Here is a 23,062-nt window from a genome sequence, read left to right as displayed (position 1 = left end):
TGCGGTTGATGTGACATGGTATGCTGGTAGTAAATCTTGTGCAAGATAAAGGTTATACGAACGGGATTCAGGTATAACTTATAATTTCTATACCTCTTTAGCACTGATGCTGGCAGCCAGGTGAATGCTCATGTAAAGGCCTAAAGGCGGCAGGTTAGTGAACTGCGGTGGCCACTTCCTTTTCAAATACAAAAAGGAGATGTTGCCGGTATGCTTTCATGTCCCGGGCAATGCCGGCATTCGCTGGTTGGTTGCTGGCGATATCACCACCAGCTGTGAAATAACGAATTGAGTGATAGCTGCAGGAGGCTAAGATAAAAGGGTTTTATGGCGACGGGTTTGCGTCATATATACCTATTCTATACAGCGCCTGATGCCTTTTTACGGTCGTGTATTACTCCAGTTCCTCCACCGCCTGCTTCAGGTTACCGGAAATGGTGTGCAGCCATTTTAGCTGTTCGGAAATAAGGCGGGCCTCCTTCAGGTTTTTGAGAAATCCGGGGTCGATGGGTTTGTAGCTTGCTCCGGCCAGCTGACGGGTGCGTATGGCAACCAGCTCGTTATACCTGCCCTCCAGGTGCCCGTAAGCCTCTACCAACTCTTCTTTCGAAACTTCTGCTGCCTGCGGCTCCTGTTGCAGTGTTTGTAAGGCCTGCGCCAGGTTAGCGTCTATCGACTTTATGATCAGCTCGAAGTGTTCAGAGGAGGCCTCCGCTTCATTGTCCCGGATAAACGTCCCGAGCGCGGCCGCAGCAGCCAGAAAGGTATGGTTCAGGCCGACAATCTCGTAGATCTTCATCAGGTTCTGCTGCGTGGATTTCGGCTCCTGGCTCATCCGCTGGAAAGCTGCGTTCAGGTTGCCCATCTGCAGAAAGGCTTCTTTTCTGGCAAGCTTATAGACCGTGGTATTCTGCATTTTGTGCCGGTTATACCTGTCTATCTCGGCCAGGTAGTTCCGGTTGGCGTTCAGGGCCTTCACAATGTTGCCCTTTATACTCAAAGATTCCCACGATGGCCATAAAAAAGAGATAGACCCCAGGGCAATGGCAGCCCCTGTGAGGGTATCGATCACCCGGTACTGGATCACATCGAAGGCATCCGGTTTGATGAGGGCATAGATGAATATGACCCCGGTGGTAACAAAGACAGAGGAGGTGCGGTAGTTTTTCTGGATAAAGCTCAGGGAAAGTACCAGCGATACCAGGGCAAGCACGCTATACAGGTATACGTTCTGCACCAGCAGCACCACCATGCCCGCAATGATGGCACCTAACACAGTACCATAGAGTCTGTGCTTCGACCGCTCTTTGGTAAGGGTATAGCCGGGCCGCATAATGACCATAACCGTGAGCAGTATCCAGTACGCGTTCTGTATCGGGAAGAGGATGCCCAGCACGTAGCCCAGCAGCATGGCGATGGTTAGCCGGGCGGCATGTTTAAAAATGGGCGATTCAGGCGTGAAGTTCTCCTTTAAGACCTGCACATCATAATCCTGCTGGGTAATAAACCGCTTGCTCTCCCTGCTTTGCAGGCCAACACTTTGCTGTTCTTCCAGGTCCTGGTATACCCGCTCGATAGACGTTATCTTTTGGAGCAGCTTCTCTTCATAATCCAGCAGGTTGTGGAGCAACAGTGCACCCTCCCTGGCCTGGGGCAGTTTCAGTTCTTCCACATACTGCCTGATGCTTTGTCGGCACTTTTCCAGCAAGGTGTCCAGGTCTTTTTCTGCTGACAGGGCACGCCCCTGCTGCATGCAGTTGGCCAGGTTGTCCAGCTTGTCTGACAGCTCAAAAACCAGTTTAATGAACGGCAGCAACACCCTGACGGAGTGGCTGAACAATTGTCTGGCGCGCGCGTAATTGGCCGGGTTGGCAAGCGATAGTTCTAGGATGTCGATCAGCTCGATAAAGATCAGGAGCTGTTTGCGCTGGTAGTTAGAGGTGCCGGTGCTTTGCCTTTCGCTCAGGAGAACCTCGCGCAAGGACTCGTGTGTCTCGTTCAGTTTCACCTGCAGGTTGTAGAACTCTTTCTGCAGGGACTCCTGGTCCTGGCTCTCCGTGGCCAGTTTGCCCCGCAGCTGAATGTAGCGGGCTGTCTGCTGCAGACAGTCGATGATGAGGTTTTCGGTTTGCCGCTTTTGCAGCAGCGAATGGAAAATAACCGAAAGCAGCAGGGCCCACAGGCCGCCTGCACCAAGCAGCAAGCCATGTATAAAAATATCGGCACCGGTATACGGGTGTACAAAGCTCAGCACAATGGCCATCAGTCCCGCAAAAGATACCAACGAAGCCCGGAAACCATAAACGGAAATAAAGGAAATGCCAAACACCAGCACAGCCAATACCGGAAGCAGCAGGTATAGACTGACCGATGCCAGGTTAATGGCCATACTGGCCAGCATGGCAATGGCTGCCGAAACGAGTATGCCGATGGTTTTATGCTTTCTGCTGCCCGGCACGTCGCTCCCCGAAGTCAGCATGACCCCTATGGCTACGCTCAGGAAGTAGGGCAGCTGCCCGAGCCAAATCCCCAGTGAAACAGGCACAGCGGCCCCAAACGTAATCACCAGCGCCTTTACAAAGTCGGTGCTCTTGATAAATTGTCTCAGCTCTTGCAGCATACAGCAAATGTACGGGAAGTAGAGACGCTAAGTAGCATCTCCAGCAAGAACTATCTAACTCCAGGCCAGTTTGCCTTTCATCTTCAGGTGTATGTAGATAAGAAATGGCAGATGCTCACACGCCAGCATGGCGGCGATGAAGAATGTTAAAGGATAGTGACAAAATAAAGTATTCCAACAGCGAACAATAAGCCAGCAGCCTCAGGCAAATCCGGATATCCCTGCTGCGTGCAGCCGGATTGCCTGAGGCGCTGATCTGCTGATTTGTTTACTTCTCCACCATGATTTTGATCGTCTGCACGGTGCTGCCGGCAGAGAGGCGTACCAAGTACATTCCGCTGCCCATGTCTGCGGCCGGGAGCTGGTGCTCATAGCGCTTGCCGGTTTCTGCTGTCCCGGCAGCCAGCCGCCGCACCAGTGCTCCCTTCAGGTCGAAGAGCTCCAGCGTGTAGTCAGTATCCTGGTCAACAGAGAAGGCCAAAGTGGTACGGTCGCTGAAGGCGGTAGGGTAGGCTGCTAGTCCAGTTGCGGCAGGAAGTGACTCAGCCGCGAGCGGTTTGCTGTTCTGTGCGCTCTGTATATTCGGCGTGTGGATGGTGATGGTGCCACTACTGATAGCCTGACACGCCGTGACATTGTCGTCGAGATTAGTAGAGCAGGCAGCCTGGTTATCATACACCACTGCACCCCGGGTGCCATCAGGGCGGATCTCCCATACCTGAATGCGCAACTGGTCCTCTTCTCTGGCTTTACCAAAGTTTCCGTCAGTGGCTGCTACTAAGAAACCAAAGGTGCGGGAATCATTTATGAACTTCCCTGCGCTATCGCGGTAGGTGACCTTGCCCTGGCCACGGTAGAAGGCCTGATTACCTGCAATTACCAGCGTACGGGCCTGCTGCAAAGAGCCCCTGAAATAGAAGGAACCGTTTTCAACCAAAAGTTGCATCTCCCCCTGTAGTGGGTTCTCTTCTCCCTTTTTATACCTGGCCATCAGACCAAAATAAGCTCTGCTGCTGGTCTGCATGAACTCATAGTCAGGATGTGCAGGCGATCGGAGCCAGCCGCCACCGGTCAAGAAGCCGGCCTCGGTGTCAAAGACATGCACATACCGGGTAGCGGTGCTGACAGGGCAGCCTTGGGTGCCGCCATAGGTAACGCTGAGCTTGTATACCTGGGAAGTGGAAGGCCAGTTGACAGCAATGGCTTTGGTCCCCTGGCCGCTAAAGTCCGTGTAAACGGCGCCTTTGCCGTCAGTGATGCTCCAGGTAAAGCTGGTGGCATCCGTTGTGAGGGCGTAAACGGAGCCCCTGGTGCGCACAGCTGCTGTGGAACTACCAGAGACGGCTGCCTCAGTTAATGCAGGGCACTCGGACTGCTGGTTGTATTTAACGGTGAGCATGTCAAGAGCCGTGGCCGTGCCGCGACTGTACCCTGTCACAATGATGCTACCCGACAAATCCAGTGCCATATCTACTGCAGCGGCATCATAGCCTGTGGTCTGAATGTCCCAGAGAGGTGTTCCGTTGGCAGAGTTGTACTTGATTGTGTTGAATACGGTGCTGCTCCCACGGGTGCTATATCCGGTGACGTAAACGCTGCCGGCCTGATCCACCGCAATGGCTCTCGGCCAGTCTGTTTCATTGCCTTCGGAACTGTAGCGCTGCACCCAACTTTCCTGGCCTGTAGCGGCGTCATATCGTAGGGTGGCAAAGTCAGAACCGGAGGTATCACTCCAGCTGGCACCTGTAACGTAGACGCCTCCGCTGCTATCCACTGCGATGGCGTTCGCCTGATTGGTGCCCTGGCCCTTTCCTTTGTAAATCCCCGTCCAGCTTACTTCGCCGGTAGTAGCATCATGCCTGACTGTTAGAAAGTCTTCTATACCCGTTGTCCAATCATAGCTGTAACCGGTCACATAGATACCCTCCTGATCCATTGCGATGGCTCTGGCAACATCATAGCTTTCGCCTTTTCCTCCATAGCGCTGCACCCAATCCTGCGCTCCGCTTGCTGCGCTGTAGCGAATCGTTGCAAAGTCATAACTGCTGTTTTCGCCCTGGCTATACCCGGTTACATAGATGCCGTCCTGCTCATCAATGACCATCCCGGTGGCCCTGTCAATGCCTCCTGCCGGGCCATTGTACCGCTGTACCCAGGTTTGGGCACCGGTGGCGGCCTCATAGCGCACCGTTGCGTAGTCGCTGTTGTTTTTGCCATTGCCGACACTGCTACCCGTTACGTATACACCGCCTTTGTTGTCCAGCGCAATGGCCTCTGGCTGATCAGCTTTGTTGCTCTCGCCATTGTAGCGCTGCACCCAGTTTTCTTCCCCGGTGGCAGCCTCATAGCGGATCGTGACGTAATCAGCGGGCGTGTTATTGCTATAGCTGTATCCGGTCACATACACGCCCCCCTGGTTATCTATCGCGATGGCGCTGGCCCGGTTATTCTGGGCTTGCTGGTATACTTTTACCCACAGCTCTTCCCCTGCAGGGGAGTATTTTATCGTCACGATTCCCGATCTGCTCATGAAATCCTCATCATCCAGATCATACCGGCTGGTACCTGTCACATAGCTGTTGCCTGCTGCATCCACAGCCACAGCTATCGACACGTCCGATAAGCTTCCCTGTACATCCTGCCTGCTAACCCAGGATGCCTGACCAGTGGTCGCCTCGTAGCGAACAGTAGCCAAGTCGCCACCTGTACTTCCACCAAAGCTGTAACCGGTCACATAAAGGCCTCCGTTATCATCCATGGCCATGGCACTGGCCTCATCGTAGCCGTTGCCTTCCCCATTGTAGTGGCTGGTCCAGCCTTGCTGACCAGAGGCGGCTTCGTAGCGGATGGTGGTATAGTCAAAATCTGAAGTACTGCCCAGGCTGTATCCGGTGACGTAGACGCCACCTCGGTCATCGGCCGCAATGGCAGCGGGTATGTCATGACCGTTAGCGGCACCATCGTATCGCATTGCCCAGGCCTGGGTACCGGAAGCGGCGTCATAGCGTATAGTGGCGTAATTATAATTGGTCTTGCCGCTGTTGCCGGTGACATACACGCCACCCATGTTGTCAACAGCAATGGCATTGGCAAAGTCTGCTGACTCACTGCCTTCCCCGTTATAGCGTTGTACCCAGGCTTCCTGACCAGTGGCGGCATGGTAACGGATTGTGGTATAATCATAACCTGTATCCTTGCCGCTGCTGTATCCCGTAACATAGACGCCTCCAGCCTTGTCAACAGCGATAGCCTGGGCGAAATCAAAACTATTCGCCGGCCCATTATAATGTTTTACCCAGCTCTCTTTGCCCGTGTCGGTATTGTAGCGGATGGTGGTGAAATTGGCATTGTTTTCATCGAGGAAGGTGAAGCCGGTAATGTAGATACCTCCTTGATCATCGAGCGCCAGGGCAGTGGGTTCATCATGGCCGCCGGTCGGCCCGTCATAGTACCTGATCCAACTAATGGCACCGGTGGTGGCTTCGTAGCGGATGGTGGCAATGTTACTGATATTGCTTATAGGTTCTATATTGGCACTGAGGCCGGTGACATACACGCCTCCCCTGTTATCGGTAGCAATCGCGACGGCCTCGTCAGCTCCGTTGATTTCCCCGTTGAATTGCCGGACCCAATTTTCTTCACTGGTGACCGCATCATAACGGATGGTAATCATGTCATAATCATTGATATAAATACCTGTGTTTCCTGTCACATACACGCCTCCCTGATTGTCAACCGCTATAGCTGCTGCTCTGCTCGGCTGTTCTTCATCGTATACTTTTTCCCAGAGCATTTCACCGGTGGGAGAGTATTTCACGGTTACGATACTGTAGTAAAAGTCATTATTGTAGGTACGGGTAGTGGTACCAGTAATATAACTGTTGCCAGCGGCATCCACAGCTATAGCAGAGGAGCGTTCGTTGTGGCTTCCTATACCATTGTAGCGCCTTGCCCATTCTTCGGTAGGCTTTTGTGCCTCTGCTGTTACACAGAGCAGGCAGAGTATATACCCTACCCAAAAAGGTAAACGGTTTTTCATAGCTTATAAAATTAAGGTGTGGTAGTAAATCGTTGTGAATAAGCAGTCCTGCCGTTTAGGCAGGCAGGGTCAGATGCTGGCGATGTAGCCTTGTCGCCAGTGTAAAATCAATTCTATCTTATAAGTTAGAATACGGTTTTTGTGATTATAATTATAACTTTTAATATAAAATTACTATAAAGTAAGTGATTGAAGGTGAGCGCGATGTAAGCGGGGGATTAAAGAAAGGGAGAGGATAACAGGAGCCTCTTAACACCGTGCTGCCGAGGAAATCAGTATACCCTGCTATAAAAAAAACATCTGTCGATTTCCCGGCAGGTGTTTTTTCAGAAGTAATACAGTACAAGTTTACCTGTTCTTCATCAGGCGTCAGAAAGTATCCTTCGGGTAAATTAGGCTATCACTTGCCTCCAGATTTAGCTTTTCATCCACAAACTGAATGACCTCATTGCAGAACTTAACCTGTTGCCGGATATCTTCTTTCTTTAACTCTCTTAAAGCTAATTGCAGCAGGTTGATCAGGTAGTCAGAAAGAATTCTGGCAGCTTCCTCTTTATCAATTTGAGCCTGCGCAATGAAGAACTTCTCGGCAGGTATAGCCTTGATCTTTTCGTTAAGTGAGGCCGTGATTAACTGTTCGTAGATTCCTTCTTTCAGTATGGAGTAGCGTTAGGGCAGACTAAATAATGAAGAATTTTTAAACTAGCTTATCCCTTAAACACATGCTCCCGATGCCATGCCAAGTTCTCGGCGCTCGGGTAATGTTTGGCTCCAAAAGGCAGTGAGACACGCTTACCTTTAAAATGTTGGAGGGCATAACTATTTGTGAGGTCTTCGGCTATTTTATCAGACACAAGTGCTTGCAGCTTCTCATCAACTGAGATTAAGCCGCGGTCGAAGGCTCGGTGCAGATTGGGGCATAGTGCCAAACCATTATTTATTTTGTCGTCTTTGCTCAGGCTGAAGGGCACGATGTGGCAGGCATCAATCATGGAGAAGCCGTGGTTGGATACCAACCGCATCCCCGAGATGCTACAGGTGTTGTTGTATACCTGCGGCACCAGTTTTTTGAACAGGCCGCCCCGGATGAATTGCTCCTCCTCGTCTGTTTCATTCACCGCCAATGTATAGCCTGCCGGGCTTTCGTTGAGGAGAAAACTCTTCAGGTTCTGTATGTAACCGCCCTGCTTCGTATTCAGGAAATCAGTTTTCGTATCGGGGAAGTAGCGGTCCAGGAGCGCGGTCTTCAATATATTTCGAGTTTCTGTATGAAGCAGTAAGGTATAGAGTTCCTCGGAAAAGCATCCGAAAGCTACCACTTCGTTCAGCTTACTAAAGTTGCCAATGTATACCTGCAGCGGTGAGCCTAGCTTTGTCTGCACCGTCCAGAACCCTTCGCCGGACAAGTGATAGAAGGGAAGGAAGAAGTCAGATTTATGTGCCGTCCTGACTAAGAGTGCGAAACTCTCTTTAAACAGCGCGACCAGTTCCGGGGAGATAAGCACCCTGTTTTCTGTCAGCTCTCCCTTCTCAAACAATTCAATAAAGGCCAGCAAAAGCACCGGCTTGTGCGGTGCTTTGCCATATTTAGTCACGCCCTGGCGCAGCTTGGTAAACTTCTTCAGATAGGTGTTTAGTGCTGAAGGGTTAACTGTCATTTTATAATATATTGTAAAGCCAATATTATAATTTTATATTGATTTAAACTAAAAGTATTATTCTACCATAGAAGTGAAAAGAATAATCATTTTGGTGACTAAGTGGTTTCGTACAACCTTCCTTAACCTGTCTAATTCCCATGAAAAACTTCTACATCCTCTTCTTCCTCCTCCTCACCATCCTCCCATTAGCCGTCTATTCCCAAACCATCACTAAACTCGACGGCAGCAAAATCACCGCTACAGCCTTAGATAAAAAGATCCAGGCACTGGTAAAAGCGGCTAACGTGCAGGGCCTGGCCATCACGGTGTTCAACAACAAGCAGCCGGTTTACAAAAAGACATTCGGCTACAAGCGCCTCGACACAAAGGAGCCGATCCGGACCAGCACGAATTTTTATGGCGCATCGCTGAGCAAGGCGGTGTTTGCAGTGCTGGTGATGAAGCTGGTAGAGGAGGGGGTGCTGGATCTGGATAAGCCACTGCAGGAGTATCTACCCCGGCCCATCTATACCTATACCCCGCAAACGAAATGGCACGACAACTACAGCGACCTGGAACAAGACACGCTGTACAAGAAGATCACTGCCCGCATGTGCCTGGCGCATACTGCCGGTTTCCCCAACTGGCGGTGGTTTGAGGAGGATCAGAAACTACGGGTGAAGTATGAGCCTGGCGCCCGGTATAGCTACTCCGGGGAGGGGCTGGTATACCTGCAGGTGGTTCTCGAAAAGATGACAGGCAAACCGCTTGAAACGCTCATGCAGGAGAAACTCTTCCTGCCGCTGGGCATGAAGCGCTCCTCCTATACCTGGCAACCGGCCTTTGAAACCGATTATGTGCTTGGCCACAAAACCAACGGAGAGCTCTATGAGAAAGATAAAGACAATGAAGCCCGCTCGGCAAGCACCCTCGAAACCACCCTCGACGACTATACCTTGTTCTTGCAGGCAGTACTGCGAAACAAGCTGCTGAAGCCTGCCACGAGCAAAGAAATGTTCAGCCCCCAGATACGAATAAGCTCAGTGAAGCAGTTCGGCCCGCTGAGCCAGCGCGATACCACCACCAACGATGCCATTGCCCTGAGTTACGGCTTAGGCTGGGGGCTGCTGCAATCGCCTCACGGTACAGGAGCCTTCAAGGAAGGGCATAGCGATGGTTTTCAGCACTACTCCATCCTCTTTCCGGAGCAGGGAACGGGCATTCTTATCCTGAGTAACAGCGACAATGGCCATAGCATTTTTAAGGAGCTGCTGGAAACGGCTCTGGGGGATACCTATACCCCTTGGTTTTGGCAGAATTACATGCCTTATGACCAGGCAAAAGATTAACAGGAGCCGTTGCGCTTGTGCCGGATGTTCGGCCCCTGCTCTGCCTTAAGCGTCTATCAGTTGCTGGATGTCGAACTTCGTCATTTGCATAAAGGCACGGGTCACGCGGGGTGCTTTTTCAGGGTCACTCATCAGCTCACCCAACATAGCCGGGACAACCTGCCACGACACGCCATACCTGTCCTTGAGCCAGCCACACTGGCTTTCCTGTCCGCCCTCCGTTAGTTTCTCCCAATAGTAATCGATCTCTGCCTGGGTGTCGCAGGGGATGACCAGCGAGATGCCCTCATTGAAGCCGAAGGCATGCGGGTGTGAGCTGTCCATGGCCATAAATACCTGTTGCCCCAGCTTAAACTGCGCATGCTTTACAGTGCCTTCCACGTCCTGATCCCGGGCATCGTATTTCAGGATGCCTACAATGGAGGAATTGTCGAATATGGAAGTATAAAACCGGATGGCTTCCTCAGCTTTGCCTGCCTGCTGGCCAGTAAACATAAGGGTTGGCGTAAATTTCTGACCTACTTCTTCCAGCTTGCCGAGGGCCAGTTGCCAGCTCACCCCGAATTTGTCCTGTACCCAGCCGTACTGCTCGCTCCACGGGTAGGCATCCAGGGGCATCAGTACCGTGCCTGCTTCGGATAACGTTGCCCAGGCCTGTTCTACTTCGCTTGCCGTTTCGCATACCACATAAAATGAAACCGAGGGATTGGGAGAGAATAGAGGGCCTCCGTTCAGGCCAATGAATTTCTGCCCGCCTAATTCAAAGGTCACCACCATGGGGGTATCGGCCGTAATTTTGGAGTCCTTGAAAGCTTTCAGGTATAGCCCGGCTGCTTCTTTGGCTGTGCCGTCGAACCAAAGGCAGGGATAGATGTCGTGTGTCATAGCAGGTTATTTTTGATCGCAGTTAAACATCCATTGCACGCCAAATTTATCCTGGCAACTGCCATAATAATCGCCCCAGAACATATCCTGCAATTCCTGTTCTACTTTGCCGCCTTCGGAAAGCGCTTTGAACAGCTGCTCGGTTTCCTGGCGGGTGTCAGGGTGCAGGGTAATGTATACATTGTTGCCCTTCGTAACCCGTAAACCCATCGACTCAGGCGCATCCGTCCCCATGAGCACGTGCCCACCCAGTATGGGCAAGGCCACGTTCATGATCAGATTTTTATCGGCTTCAGGTATAGGAGGCATGTCGTCGGAGGGAGGGATGTCGCTGAAGCGGGTAATGCAGCTTATAAATTCGGTACCGAAAACGGATTTGTAAAAGTTAAAGGCCTCTTCGGTCTGGTTCGTGAAATTGAGGTAAGTGCTAACTGATGCCATCGTTTTAAATTAAAGGTTAAAAATTGTTTCCAGACGATCAGGATCCGGCTTCACAGATAGCCTTTAGTTTCTGCAGGGCTTTGGGCCAGGTTTCTGAAAAATAGGCTTCATATTCCTGGTTCGTGTCTGTGTCAATGGAGAGCAAGGTGACGCCATCGGTCTCCTCAAACGTATAATTTTCCAAAGCTCCTGCCCAGCCTTCTACCTCCGGACCGCTGGTGATCTCGGTCTCATTCTGTATTATACCCAGGTGTTCGATGCTGATAAATTTATTGGGAATATTTTCCTTTATCCGGCTCACCATACCACCGGTATTTCCGTCTTTATCTGTTCCCAGAAACCGGACTTTAGCGCCTTTTTCCCAGGAGCCTTCGTAATGAGAGGTGGGGTTAAAATCAGCTGTCCATTCTCTGTAGTGTTTTTCATCCAGCATGGTACTGTACACTTTTTCAGCCGGAGCCTGTATGCTGATTTCATAGTACTGCGTGATGGGTTTGGCGGACGCCTCCACATAGTTTTTGAAATTATCCAGGATGGCCTGCCAGCCCGCCTGCTGCATCTCAGCCGGGTGGCTCTGATCGGCATCAAATACTTCGCTTACACGGGTTTCCTGACCGTTGGGAGTAAAGGTGATCTGCACTTTCCTGCCGTCCTCCAGGCTATACCCGATCAGTTCGTGCTCCTTGACCGTGCTATAGGTACCCGTGAAATCAAAACCCATGCTGCCGTCTTTGGCTTCCATGCGGGAAGTGAACGAGCCACCCACTCTCAGGTCGTTTTCAGCCCGTGGGGTATGCCAGTCGGCAGACGCATTATTCCACTGGGTGATATGCTTTGGCTCTGTCCAGAACTTCCATACTTTTTCTACCGGCGCCTGGATGGTAGTCTCTACTGTAATAGCTGTTTTTTCTGCTGTATTTTCCATAGTGAATTGGTTTAGTGTGAGTTTTAATATTACAAATTTAGCCTAAGATATCCATCCGGATGCGGTGTAAATGAGACAAAAGTGAGGCAGTTTGCGACAAAATAAAATGGAACCTTAGCTCTATTTGTAGCTGATGATCGTGCTGCTTTCTGTACTCCGAAAGTATGCCAATGTAGGCTCCTACGCCGGTGCAGTCTTGCCGGTCCTGGCTGCACTTTCTATAACTAACTGGTGCATATTTTAAAGGGTATAAGCCTGAACCTGCCCGGGTGCCTATACCTTGAGAGTGCCTTATCGGAGAACTGCCGAAGCACAAAGCCAGATGATCCGGTTATCTCAGCTACCGGCAGGGTTGCCTTTCTTCAACCCGTGGGAATAAGCTATGGAATTATTGTTTGAATATTTAATAATAATCGCATTTAAATCCAAACTTCACGTATACTATCAAATAGGGAATACAGACAGCTTCGGTAAGGTATAGGCGTCAGTATGGGTGAGCGAACGAGCTACTGCTGAAGAAGCTTCGATCTTGTATTTCGGTTTTTCAAGTGACCAGGAATACACTTATCTAGCTATACCACCATGGACAGAAAAGAATTTATCCGAACAATAGGGCTGGGTACAGGCGCTTTTGTTTTTGTTACCTGCATGGGAGCCTGCTCCGGATCCGACTCCGAAGACGATCCAATACCGGTCAATCCGGGTACCGGAAAAGTGGATTTCACCTTCGACATCACCTCCGACGCCAACCTGCAAAACAATGGCTGGACGATCCGCAACCAGGCGATCATTGCCAGTTCCGGGTCCAGCTACCTGGCGTATCAGTCCACCTGCACGCACCAGGGCAACCCGCTCACTTTCAACTCCGCCAATACGACCTTTCCGTGCTCGCAGCAGGGTCCGGACCATGGCTCTGTGTTCGATTCAAACGGGGTAAAGATAACGGGCCCGGCTGCCAGCAACCTGAAGAAGTACAGCACGCAGCTCAGCGGCAATAACTTACGGGTATTTGAGCCATGAAACGGGTTTTTCTCCTCTGCCTCTTGCTTTGTGGCTGGTGGCAGAGCAGCCTGGCACAGGACGAACTGATGGCCCTGGCCAAGGAAAGCGACAGCGTGAGCCTGTATACCCTGGCCACCTTCAAAGGCACCCGCATCATCAACGGCCAGTCGGTACAGACGCCGGGCAAAAAGAACCTGCAGTTCCTGATTTCCCACCGCTTCGATCGCGTGAACACCGGAGCCTACAACTTTTTCGGTCTGGACGGCGCTCTCATCCGGCTGGGGCTGGAGTATGGCCTATCGGAGGACCTGGTGATCGGGGTAGGCAGAAGCAGCTATTTCAAGACCTATGACGCGTTCGGCAAATACCGCTTCCTGCGGCAGCGGGTCGACAACCGCATGCCCCTTACGGCAGCTGCCTTTTTCAGCGTCAATGTCCGCACGCAGCGGCTGATCCCGCCCGATGAACTGTCCGCTAACGACCGGCTGACCTATACCACGCAGCTGCTGCTGGCCCGCCGCTTTTCGGACGCTTTTTCGCTGCAGCTGAGCCCGACTTACGTATACCGGGTGCGCCCTGAACCGGGCCTGGATGACCAGGGGGTGCTGGCGCTAGGTATAGGCGGCAGGTATAGCATAACAAAGGACGTCACCTTCAATGCCGAGTACTTCTATGTGCTGCCCGACCAGATCAACAGTGCCTATACCAACGCGCTGTCCGTGGGTTTTGACATTCATACCGGCGGGCATGTGTTCCAGCTGCATTTTACCAACTCTTACGGTATGACGGAGCGCTACTTTATCACGGAAACGGTGGACGACTGGACCGACGGTGACATCCACTTTGGCTTCAATATTTCCAGAACCTTCGCGTTCGACAAAAAGGCTGCTGCCAAAAAAAACTGGTGAGATGATGAGATTGTGTCTGCTTCTGTTCCACCTGTGCTGTCTGCCGGTGCTGTGCCTGGCCCAACAGGGGCTTTTCCAGACTTCCCGTAGCAATGTAGTTTTCTTCTCGAAAGCCCCACTGGAAGATATTGCGGCAGAGAATGATGCCGCCGTGTCGCTGATCAACACAGGCACCAACGAGATCGTGGTCCGGCTGGCGATCAGCCAGTTCAGCTTCCCGAACAAACTCATGCAGGAGCACTTCAACGAACGCTTCATGGAATCTGACAAGTACCCGAACGCCACTTTTAAAGGCAAGATCAACGAGGCTATACCTTGGGACCAGCCCGGTACTTATCCGGCATCCGCCACCGGCGTGCTAAGCATTCACGGCAAAGAAGCGAACCGCACGATCAAAGGAACTATCACGGTAGCGGAGCAGCAACTGGGGCTCGACTCCAAGTTCAAAGTAGCCCTGGTAGACCACGACATCCAAATCCCCACCATCGTCTTCAACAAAATAGCAGAAGTGATCGACGTCACCTGCCAGTTCCGGTACCGGCCTTACCAGAAGAAGTAGGGAGCTCCGGCGAGGCAAGTCTTGGGCATAGCTGGGTATAGCGTAGTTTTTAGAATTAGTGATGATTAAGCCAAACCTGTTGTAGAACATCATTAGCAATTTGGTCAGTTGTTTGCCGGAAAATCGGTCTAGTGGAAAATCGATTTAAGGTCACCCGGACAACCCGGAAAATAAGCGAGAAGGGCAGCCGAACTGGTTGACGCCTAAAGCATAAACTCTGACCCAGGTCCCAACGTTAGGGATGAAATAACACTGAAAGATGCTCTATGAATTTTAACGCAGCGGTACGCCCTCATACCCTTAGATGGCAGTTTATAGCTCTTAGTTCATTCACACTTTTTTTCGCTTCAGGCTGCGAATCTAAACGGGCTACGGCAGTAGAGACCTTTGAGCGGAAAGTCGTGGCCAAAGATCCGCCGGCCACCTTGCTTTCTCCGGAAGAAAGTATGGCCAAAGTACAGCTGCCGCCGGGCTACCGCCTGGAGCTAGTTGCCAGTGAGCCGATGGTGCAGGAGCCTGTTGCCCTTGCCTGGGACGGTAACGGCAGGATGTTCGTAGCCGAAATGAACACCTTTATGAAGGATGCCGTCGCCACGGACCAGTTCGAGCCCACGAGCCGGATCAAGCTGCTGGAGGATACGGACGGGGACGGCAGGATGGACAAGTATACCATCTTCATCGACAGCCTGGTGTTGCCCCGGGTCATACTGCCGTTAGGCGATCAGCTGTTGGTAGGTATAACCAATACGCAGCACATCTGGAGTTACCGCGACACAAACGGCGACGGAAAAGCTGATGAGAAAAAGATCGTGTTCCGCAACGACCAGATCGACCTGCGCAATGTAGAGCATCAGAACGGAGGGCTGCTCTGGAACCTCGACAACTGGATCTACCCGACGCGAGACAATCTAAGGTATAGGTACCGGGACGGAAAGCTGGTAGCCGACACGCTCATCGATAACATGACAGGCCAGTGGGGCCTCACTACCGATAACTACGGGCGCCTCTTTTTCTCGGAAGCCGGTCCGGGTTTGCCAGCCGTTCAGATTCAGCAACTGCCCGCCTATGGCGTTCTGAACTTCAAGGACCAGTACACGCCGGCGTTTGCCGTGCCCTGGCCGATCATCGGCAACACGGATGCACAAGGGGGAGAGGAGGCACTGCGCCCGGAAGACAATACCCTGAACAATTTCACCTCGGGTTGCGGGCAATCCATCTTCCGCGGCCATCGCATGCCTGAGAGTATGCGGGGCGACTACTTTATCGCCGAACCCGTCGGCAGGATCATCAAACGGGGTAAGGTACACAACAGGGAGGGGAAGATCTACCTCGATAATGTGTACGAAGGGAAAGACTGGCTGGCTTCTGCTGATATGAATTTCAGACCCGTCAACACCTATACCGGGCCGGATGGCAGCTTCTACATTGTAGACATGTACCATGGAATCATCCAGGAAAGCGAATGGACCGGTCCCGGCACCTATCTGAACAAAATAATCCAGGAGAAGGAGCTTTATAACAACCGGGGGATGGGGCGGATCTACCGGGTGGTGCACGAGGATTTCAAGCCGGATAAAAAGAGGCCGAACATGCTCAACGAGTCGGCGGCAGAACTTGTACGGCACCTGGAGCATCCGAACGGCTGGTGGCGCGACAATGCACAGCTGTTGCTGGTGATCCGAAACGATAAGTCGGTGGTGCCTGCGCTGAAAAAGATTGCCTCCGGCAAAAATGCTTTCCTCAGAAAGAAGTCCAATCCCATCACCCGCATACACGCGCTCTGGACCCTGGAAGGTATGGATGAAATGGATAAAGATATCCTGCTGCTGGCACTCTCGGACCCCGAACCACAGATCCGGAAAACAGCCGTGTGGATCAGCGAAATGTACATCCGGAAGAACGATCCGCAGGTACTGGAAAAGCTGCAAGCGATGCTGGCGGACACCAGTGCCGATGTGCGGGTACAATTGGCTTTATCGCTGCGTACCAGCAACAGCGGCAGATCACAGGCGATTTTGAAAGATATGCTGGCCGCCAACCCGGACAACGAGCTCATCCAGGCATCTTACAACTCGCATATAGAGACGCACCGGCGTATAGCGGCCGAAGAGGAAAGGGTGAAGAACCTCAGCCCGGCCGATCGGGAACTGATCACACAGGGATCAACCATTTTCAAGCAGCTATGCGCGAACTGCCATGGTGCCAATGGCAAAGGTATACAGATGGCCGGCAGCAGAATGCCCGCTCCCCCGCTTGCCGGCTCACCGCGTATGCAGGGGAATGACGTGATCCTACCCGTTGAGATCATGCTCCACGGTCTGAAGGGGCCGATAGACGGAGTAGAATATACCGACATGATGCCTTCCATGGCAGGACAGAGCGATCAGTGGATTGCCGCTGTGTTGAGCTACGTGCGCAACAGCAGCGACCTGGGCAACAAGGCATCGGTGATCACGCCTGAGGAAGTAAAGAAAGTGCGTGCGCAAACCAAGCTGACGCCCGGCGGAGAAACCCTCCAAAAGCTCGTCGTACACAAAGGCTACCGCACAACGGAACGGAATTGGGTGAAAGAATAGCGTGGTTCACAGACAACCTGCCCTCGCTCGCCTCTGGCGAGTGTGAGCTATCCGGTGGCGTCCCGCCACTGGTGCAGGTATAGCTGCTAAAAAGGCCAGAGTCCGTATGATGTCTCACGCGCGGGACGCGAGCGAGGGCGAAAGTTTAGTTCATGTCGCGAGTGTCCCCGCTCGTGTCTGCTATAGAATGGGGCCTCCGGCCTAGCGGGTTGCAAACCCGATTTTATACCAGGTCACAGGAATAATTCCTGCGCCAGCAAAGAGAAAACTCCTAGAAATCCCCCTGTGAAGGGGGCAGGGGATGAAAATACAGAATCTAAAACAGCATCTTTAACATAACCTATGTATAAACCCTTCAAACTAGTGCTTCTGCTGATCCTGATTCCGGTAGCGCAGCTCCTGGCGCAGGAGCCAGTCTATACCAACAGCATCGGGATGGAGTTTGTGCTGATAAAACCCGGAAGTATGGTAGTAGGCAGGTTTCAGCCGACGGTCGGGAAATATCAGCCATCACAGGCAGAAGCCGGGAAACCAACCCCAAAAGTTCTGCCCCCGTCTGCCTACGAAGTGGCTGAAAAGATGGCGCAGGAAGCTGCTCTGCCTGGTTTTACGGTACAGATAGACCGCCCTTATTACATCGGCAAATTTGAAGTAACGCAGGAGCAGTGGGCTGAAGTGATGGGCCGCAATCCAGCCTTTTTTCAGGGAGACAAAGTGGAAGGGGATTCAAAACGGCACCCGGTTGAGAGCATTAGCTGGAAAGAGGCGCAGGCTTTTATCCGGAAGCTGAACAAGCTGGATAAGGCGCACGTTTACCGGCTGCCAACTGAGTTTGAGTGGGAGTATGCGGCACGGGCAGGAGCCCAGGACGATATACCCTGGGGCGAAGCCCGCGAAATGGCTGTGCTGTCCGGCACCACAACCAGCCCGATAGGGCAGAAGCAGCCGAACGCCTGGGGCCTGTATGATATGCTGGGCAATGTTTGGGAGTGGGTGCACGATTACTACAACGAAAAGATATTTGCTGACCCGGTGCCCCCACGCACCGGTAAGCAGCACGTGCTGAAGGGCGCATCCTTTACAGGCGACGCTAAGAATGCCACCTACATGACGCATGCCGCTGGCCCCGGAAACGGCTTTGACGTCGGGCTGCGGCTGGTAATGGAAGTGAAACCAAACTAACAGGCAAATCTCAAGATCTGGTAACATGCAGTTCAAACGTACAGTGGTCCTTTTCTTTCTGGTGTGTATTGGTAGTGTCGTACAGGCACAGATACCGGCAGGTTTTAAACCTATTTTTAACGGGAAGAACCTGAAAGGCTGGCACAGCAGCCGCACCTCGCACCAGGGCACAACGCCTGATGTCCGGGTAGAGGATGGTGCCATTGTGCTGAGGCAGCAGCCATACGGCCAGGGCGGCGTACTCCTTACTGATAAAAAGTACAAAAACTTCGAGCTATACCTGGAGGCGAAGATCGACTCTTTTTCCAATGGCGGGATTTTCATCCGCTCTTCTGAAAGCGGAATAGCCTACCAGATCGAGCTGGACGAGGCGGCAGGAAGCACCGGAAATCTGTATGGGGAACGTATGCCGGTCAGTACGGTAATGCAGGCTACGGATCTTGAGAAGGTATGGAAACCCAATGACTGGAACTCCTTTCGGATCCGGATGGTAGGAGAGGTGCCCTGTATCACGCTTTGGGTAAACGGAGTGCAAATGTATGATGTAGTCCAACCCAAAAACGATTTCGTAGCTGGTGCAACACAAGGTATGATCGGGCTGCAATCTCATTGGACGGCCTTGTATTCCCCGGCTGCCGGCGAGTGGAATGGCCTCAACTCCTGGGCGCCGGGCGCAGCGCACCGTTTCCGGAATATTGCCATCAAAGAACTGGAGAAGGATGTAGTACAATAGCGTCTCGCGCATTTACTACGCAAGTTGATCTGGCTTCACCCGAATCAGGGTAAGTAATGTAGATTGGTGACTGCAGGATGACGCTCTGAATTTACGTACCGAAACATTTCAAACATTCCCAGACGAGTTGAAATGAACTTACGGAGAATGATTAATACAGGTAAAGGGCAGCGCTTGCCGTTGCTTATCTGCCGGGTATAGACGTATAAATAGGTATACCGGAACCGAGGCGGAGCAAGGTATAGCTCATGACTTTGTTCCTTCGACAGGAGCAGGAGTCAGCTTTCCTTTGACTGCACTATACCTGGAATGAGCTATACGTTTAGCAAGAAGAAACACGATTAGGAAGTTTTTATTAATGAATTGACGGTCAATTCGGTATAGACAAGAGAATTTTTTCCTACCTTAAAAGCTTGACCTTATTTACCTGATCCCATGATTACTCCTGATTCCCAGCGTGCTGATACCCCTGTGGAGGCATTCTCTAACCTGGTCGGTACGCGCTATGAAATGTATAACAGCCTGTTTTCGTCCCTGCCTTTCCATCGGGTCGAAAAAACAGGTGTCCTGCTCTCCCTGCTGGTACTCCATTGCGAGGAAGGTTACCAGCGTCAACTGAGTCCGCAGGAGATCATCCACAGCTTCTTTGCGCAGTATACCCATTACCGCACCGAGCAGGAGCAGAGCGATCTGCTGTTCCGTTTTGTGCAGTACGCCGAGCGCCAGGTGGTGCTTTTCGATGCCCTGGAGGAGGCTGCTTTCACGGATACACACGACATGCACGGCATGGGCACCTTGAAGCAGCTCAGCACGATCGTGCTGCAGGAGAAGGCACAGGAACAGATGGCACTTAAGTTGCAGGATTTTGCAGTGCGCATGGTCCTGACCGCGCACCCGACGCAATTCTATCCGAGCAATGTGCTGGGCATTATCAACGATCTCTCGCAGGCACTGGCTGCAGACAATACTTCCCTGGCGCACTCTTACCTGCGGCAACTGGGCAAAACCCCATTTTTTAAGAAAGAAAAGCCCACCCCCTACGAGGAGGCCATCAGCCTGATCTGGTTCCTGGAAAACGTGTTTTACCGTGCAGCCGGCAATGTGATATCATACCTTACCGCCCAGTACCCCGAAGCGGTCCGCACCGGGTCAAAAGTAATTCGGATGGGATTCTGGCCGGGAGGAGACAGGGATGGCAATCCGTTTGTAAAAGCAGAGACGACATTACAGGTAGCCGATGCCCTGCGCGGTGCTGTCATCCGGGCGTATTACGACGATGTGCGCAGGCTGAAGCGTCGCTTGACATTCAGGGGTGTGGAAGATAAACTCCGTGCCCTGGAAACCCGTTTATACAACAACCTGTTCGTGCCCGGCTATAAGCTGGACCTGAAACAGGAGGATATTCTGAGCGCATTGCGGGAGATCAGCAAGTTGCTCCGGTCAGAGCATAATAGTTTATTCCTGAGCCAGGTGGAAACTTTGATCACCAAAGTGGATCTCTTCGGGTTGTTCTTCGCATCGTTGGATATCCGCCAGGATTCCTCCGTTCATGCACACCTCTACGAGGAGTTATCTGCACGCAGCAAGCTGCTGCCCGAAGCGTATACCGAGCTGTCGGATGAAGAAAAAATAAAAGCTTTGCTCCGGGTCGATCAGGGTATAGAACCGGAGTTGTTTGCAGATGATGAACTGCTGCAGGATACCCTTCGATCGGTAGCGGCTATCCAGACGATACAGGAACAGAACGGGGAAGAAGGATGTCATCGCTACATTATCAGCCACTGTACCACTGCCCTGAATGTAATGGAGGCCTATACCTTGTTCCGCCTCGGAGGCTGGCAACCGGAGGCATTGAGCGTGGACATTGTACCTCTCTTTGAAACCATAACGGACCTGGGCAATGCAGCTGCTGTGATGCAGGAACTCTATAAGAATCAGGTATACCGGAGCCACCTGGCGCGTCGCGACAACACCCAGACCATCATGCTTGGCTTCTCCGACGGCACCAAAGACGGCGGCTACCTGATGGCCAACTGGAGTATCTACAAAGCCAAGGAGGCACTTACGCAGTGCAGCCGGGAGTATGGCATAGAAGTGATCTTCTTTGATGGCAGAGGGGGACCGCCGGCACGAGGCGGCGGCAAAACACAGCAGTTTTATGCCTCTATGGGCAACAACATCGCCAACAAGGAAATTCAGCTCACCATTCAGGGGCAGACCGTCAGCTCTAATTTCGGATCAGTGAATTCTGCCCGGTTTAATATGGAGCAACTCATGCATGCCGGCCTCCGCAATGCCCTGTTCGATCTCCAGAAATCTACCCTGACCCCGGAGGAAGATCAGCTGCTGCAGGAGTTGGCAGAGGTAAGTTTCGAAGGTTATACCGAACTGAAGAATCACCCGGTTTTCCTGGAGTACCTGAACTTTGTGAGCCCTTTGCGGTATTACGGCGAAGCCAATATCGGGAGCCGCCCATCCAAGCGCAACTCGGGTCAGCTGAACCTGGACGACCTGCGGGCAGTTCCGTATGTGGGCGCCTGGAGTCAGCTGAAGCAGAACCTACCCGGCTACTATGGCGTGGGCTTAGCTCTGGAGGCGCTCCATCAGAAAGGCAAATGGCCCGCGCTGCAGCAACTCTACAAGCGTTCCTTATTTTTTAAAACCCTGCTCGATAACTGTGAGATGGCGATGAAGAAATGCTTTTTCCCGGTTACCGCCTACCTGGCCGACCACCCCACCTACGGACCTCTCTGGCAGCTGATCCAGGAGGAATTCGAACGCACCAAAAAGTACGTGCTCCTGCTGGCAGGGACAGAAACGCTGATGGCGGACAAGCCACTCGACGAGCTTTCGATCAACATGCGGCAGCGCATCGAGTTGCCCCTGATCACGATTCAGCAGTATGCTCTGGCCAGGATCCGGAGCCTGGAAGAGCAGGGCCCGCAACAACAGGGCAAACAGGTATACGAGAAGCTGGTAGTACGGTGTTCTTTCGGGATCATCAATGCTGAGCGCAACTCGGCCTGATTTGAATGTAGAGCTCGGTTGGCAAGGGTTACTTAACAGGGCAAGTAGATGAAAACTGTAGTAATATTTGCGGGATGGTCTGAGCAGGAGAATTAACGCTTTGAGGTGGCAGGTCCTTTATCCTGCCACCTCAAAGCGTTAAAAGCACCTTTTATAAAAAAACTCTTACCAGCATCGGCCAGTAAGTACGGGGGCTAGTTATAGTTGCCTCTTCTGTCAGAAGCTTGCAGAAAGAGTTGCAAGAAGATCTTCTGTTCGGTGATTACCGAGCGGTGGTCTGGAAATTCCTCCAGGGTTCGGTCTGTAGTATAGCCGAAATGCTCGTAGCCCAGGCTGACATTTTTTAACAGCCTGACTGTCACCCGGGGTCTCACAATGCCAATGGAGTTGCGTCCCTTCAGGCCCTCAAACGAATTCAACCAGAAATGATAATAGACAAAGGCGGCCGAGGCATGTTTGCCCAGAGCCAATGTGCTCTCGATTTTAGCCTGTAAGCCATTGGTGAATGCGTACGTTCGGAGACCTGGTGCATCCGGTATGGAACGGGTGCTATTGCCAGCCAGGGGGATTACCCCGAGGTGTGCATTGGTATACAGGTTGATGTCCCTTTGAAACTCCAGTTTGGAGAACACGCCTCCGCCGAACCCGAGTGCGCCTAATTCAAAATTCCGGGTATTCCAATAATCATAGTACTGAAACGCTCCGGCCAGCAAGGCTAATTTCCCCAGCTCCAGGTTGCGTCCCATTAAGATGCCATACCCTGTTACATTGTTCACCCTGCTACCTAACGTATCGGCCGATCCAAAACTGAATTCTGTGCGCAGCCGGAAAAAGTCAAAGGGTTTGCGTTTCATGTGCTCAAAGGGTCTGCCGTAATCGAGCTGCATACTCAGCATGAAGTTGTTTCCTCCTTTGCCAAAGACATCGTTCTCCTGCTCGTTGAGCCGGTGCACGCCGGTAAACAACGTAAAGTTGAGCGGTTCCGTCTCGTATACCTCCTGATTCGTTTTCTTAAAACTTTTGCCTTGTAACAGCCGGTTAAAACCACGAACCGGGTTTACCAGTCCGGCCGCAATCTCCCTGACGGCTCTTTCCCTGCCCTGGGTACGGTCATCTAGCAGGTTGGAACTGAGCCGGTGGAGGATTTCCCCGAGTGCAGCGCCATTCAAAGGGGTA

General features: G+C 52.1%; 15 protein-coding genes. 8 read left to right on the top strand and 7 right to left on the bottom strand.

What is annotated here, in order from left to right; all coding sequences use genetic code 11:
• Positions 1-394 precede the first annotated feature (394 nt).
• The 3 genes from OB13_RS00755 to OB13_RS00745 all read right to left on the bottom strand — a co-directional run bounded on the left by OB13_RS00755 (position 395) and on the right by OB13_RS00745 (position 8,317).
• Complete coding sequence (locus OB13_RS00755; protein ID WP_461488227.1) at positions 395-2,620, bottom strand: FUSC family protein; 2,226 nt, start codon at positions 2,618-2,620, stop codon at positions 395-397.
• A gap of 268 nt (positions 2,621-2,888) precedes the next feature.
• Entirely contained in the window at positions 2,889-6,659 is a 3,771-nt protein-coding gene (locus tag OB13_RS00750; protein WP_461488226.1) for an SBBP repeat-containing protein, read from the bottom strand.
• A gap of 707 nt (positions 6,660-7,366) precedes the next feature.
• Positions 7,367-8,317, bottom strand: coding sequence for an HNH endonuclease (locus OB13_RS00745; RefSeq protein ID WP_461488225.1), 951 nt, complete (start codon positions 8,315-8,317; stop codon positions 7,367-7,369).
• A 140-nt stretch (positions 8,318-8,457) separates the two neighbouring features.
• Between OB13_RS00745 and OB13_RS00740 the strand changes: the two genes are divergently transcribed.
• Positions 8,458-9,648 carry a serine hydrolase domain-containing protein gene (locus OB13_RS00740; protein WP_461488224.1) on the top strand — a complete coding sequence of 397 codons (1,191 nt, stop codon included), beginning with the start codon at positions 8,458-8,460 and terminating at the stop codon, positions 9,646-9,648.
• Positions 9,649-9,693: 45 nt separating this feature from the next.
• On the opposite strand, the gene OB13_RS00735 is transcribed toward OB13_RS00740, so the two are convergent.
• The 3 genes from OB13_RS00735 to OB13_RS00725 are packed head-to-tail and all read right to left on the bottom strand — an operon-like array spanning position 9,694 to position 11,899.
• On the bottom strand, positions 9,694-10,533 hold the full coding sequence (locus tag OB13_RS00735) for a VOC family protein (RefSeq protein ID WP_461488223.1): 840 nt from the start codon (positions 10,531-10,533) through the stop codon (positions 9,694-9,696).
• Positions 10,534-10,539: 6 nt separating this feature from the next.
• Positions 10,540-10,974: a VOC family protein gene (locus OB13_RS00730; RefSeq protein WP_461488222.1), complete on the bottom strand. Its 435-nt coding sequence runs from the start codon at positions 10,972-10,974 to the stop codon at positions 10,540-10,542.
• Positions 10,975-11,011: 37 nt separating this feature from the next.
• Positions 11,012-11,899 carry an SRPBCC family protein gene (locus OB13_RS00725; protein ID WP_461488221.1) on the bottom strand — a complete coding sequence of 296 codons (888 nt, stop codon included), beginning with the start codon at positions 11,897-11,899 and terminating at the stop codon, positions 11,012-11,014.
• A 582-nt stretch (positions 11,900-12,481) separates the two neighbouring features.
• Here OB13_RS00725 and OB13_RS00720 point away from each other — a divergent pair.
• The 7 genes from OB13_RS00720 to OB13_RS00690 all read left to right on the top strand — a co-directional run bounded on the left by OB13_RS00720 (position 12,482) and on the right by OB13_RS00690 (position 21,886).
• Positions 12,482-12,919, top strand: a complete 438-nt coding sequence (locus OB13_RS00720) for a QcrA and Rieske domain-containing protein (RefSeq protein WP_461488220.1) — start codon at positions 12,482-12,484, stop codon at positions 12,917-12,919.
• Entirely contained in the window at positions 12,916-13,809 is an 894-nt protein-coding gene (locus tag OB13_RS00715; protein ID WP_461488219.1) for a DUF5777 family beta-barrel protein, read from the top strand. Before OB13_RS00720 ends, OB13_RS00715 begins: the two co-directional genes overlap by 4 nt.
• A 1-nt stretch (position 13,810) precedes the next feature.
• Positions 13,811-14,368, top strand: a complete 558-nt coding sequence (locus tag OB13_RS00710; protein WP_461488218.1) for a YceI family protein — start codon at positions 13,811-13,813, stop codon at positions 14,366-14,368.
• A 266-nt stretch (positions 14,369-14,634) separates the two neighbouring features.
• Positions 14,635-16,944 carry a DUF7133 domain-containing protein gene (locus OB13_RS00705; RefSeq protein ID WP_461488217.1) on the top strand — a complete coding sequence of 770 codons (2,310 nt, stop codon included), beginning with the start codon at positions 14,635-14,637 and terminating at the stop codon, positions 16,942-16,944.
• Between the two features lie 342 nt (positions 16,945-17,286).
• Complete coding sequence (locus OB13_RS00700) at positions 17,287-18,126, top strand: formylglycine-generating enzyme family protein (protein ID WP_461488216.1); 840 nt, start codon at positions 17,287-17,289, stop codon at positions 18,124-18,126.
• Between the two features lie 25 nt (positions 18,127-18,151).
• On the top strand, positions 18,152-18,859 hold the full coding sequence (locus tag OB13_RS00695; RefSeq protein WP_461488215.1) for a 3-keto-disaccharide hydrolase: 708 nt from the start codon (positions 18,152-18,154) through the stop codon (positions 18,857-18,859).
• Between the two features lie 435 nt (positions 18,860-19,294).
• Complete coding sequence (locus OB13_RS00690) at positions 19,295-21,886, top strand: phosphoenolpyruvate carboxylase (RefSeq protein ID WP_461488214.1); 2,592 nt, start codon at positions 19,295-19,297, stop codon at positions 21,884-21,886.
• A gap of 194 nt (positions 21,887-22,080) precedes the next feature.
• Here OB13_RS00690 and OB13_RS00685 read toward each other — a convergent pair.
• On the bottom strand, positions 22,081-23,062 hold a 982-nt coding region (locus OB13_RS00685), incomplete at its 5' end, for a hypothetical protein (RefSeq protein ID WP_461488213.1).

Source organism: Pontibacter sp. HJ8 (assembly GCF_054824225.1).
The sequence above is the reverse complement of the archived record's forward strand: the minus strand, read 5'-3'. Positions and strand labels throughout refer to the sequence as shown.

What these genes read in the sequence shown, in the direction of transcription:
- OB13_RS00755 (WP_461488227.1), bottom strand. Translation starts at nt 2,620, where the DNA reads ATGCTGCAAGAGCTGAGACAATTTATCAAGAGCACCGACTTTGTAAAG.
- OB13_RS00750 (WP_461488226.1), bottom strand. Translation starts at nt 6,659, where the DNA reads ATGAAAAACCGTTTACCTTTTTGGGTAGGGTATATACTCTGCCTGCTC.
- OB13_RS00745 (WP_461488225.1), bottom strand. Translation starts at nt 8,317, where the DNA reads ATGACAGTTAACCCTTCAGCACTAAACACCTATCTGAAGAAGTTTACC.
- OB13_RS00740 (WP_461488224.1), top strand. Translation starts at nt 8,458, where the DNA reads ATGAAAAACTTCTACATCCTCTTCTTCCTCCTCCTCACCATCCTCCCA.
- OB13_RS00735 (WP_461488223.1), bottom strand. Translation starts at nt 10,533, where the DNA reads ATGACACACGACATCTATCCCTGCCTTTGGTTCGACGGCACAGCCAAA.
- OB13_RS00730 (WP_461488222.1), bottom strand. Translation starts at nt 10,974, where the DNA reads ATGGCATCAGTTAGCACTTACCTCAATTTCACGAACCAGACCGAAGAG.
- OB13_RS00725 (WP_461488221.1), bottom strand. Translation starts at nt 11,899, where the DNA reads ATGGAAAATACAGCAGAAAAAACAGCTATTACAGTAGAGACTACCATC.
- OB13_RS00720 (WP_461488220.1), top strand. Translation starts at nt 12,482, where the DNA reads ATGGACAGAAAAGAATTTATCCGAACAATAGGGCTGGGTACAGGCGCT.
- OB13_RS00715 (WP_461488219.1), top strand. Translation starts at nt 12,916, where the DNA reads ATGAAACGGGTTTTTCTCCTCTGCCTCTTGCTTTGTGGCTGGTGGCAG.
- OB13_RS00710 (WP_461488218.1), top strand. Translation starts at nt 13,811, where the DNA reads ATGATGAGATTGTGTCTGCTTCTGTTCCACCTGTGCTGTCTGCCGGTG.
- OB13_RS00705 (WP_461488217.1), top strand. Translation starts at nt 14,635, where the DNA reads ATGAATTTTAACGCAGCGGTACGCCCTCATACCCTTAGATGGCAGTTT.
- OB13_RS00700 (WP_461488216.1), top strand. Translation starts at nt 17,287, where the DNA reads ATGTATAAACCCTTCAAACTAGTGCTTCTGCTGATCCTGATTCCGGTA.
- OB13_RS00695 (WP_461488215.1), top strand. Translation starts at nt 18,152, where the DNA reads ATGCAGTTCAAACGTACAGTGGTCCTTTTCTTTCTGGTGTGTATTGGT.
- OB13_RS00690 (WP_461488214.1), top strand. Translation starts at nt 19,295, where the DNA reads ATGATTACTCCTGATTCCCAGCGTGCTGATACCCCTGTGGAGGCATTC.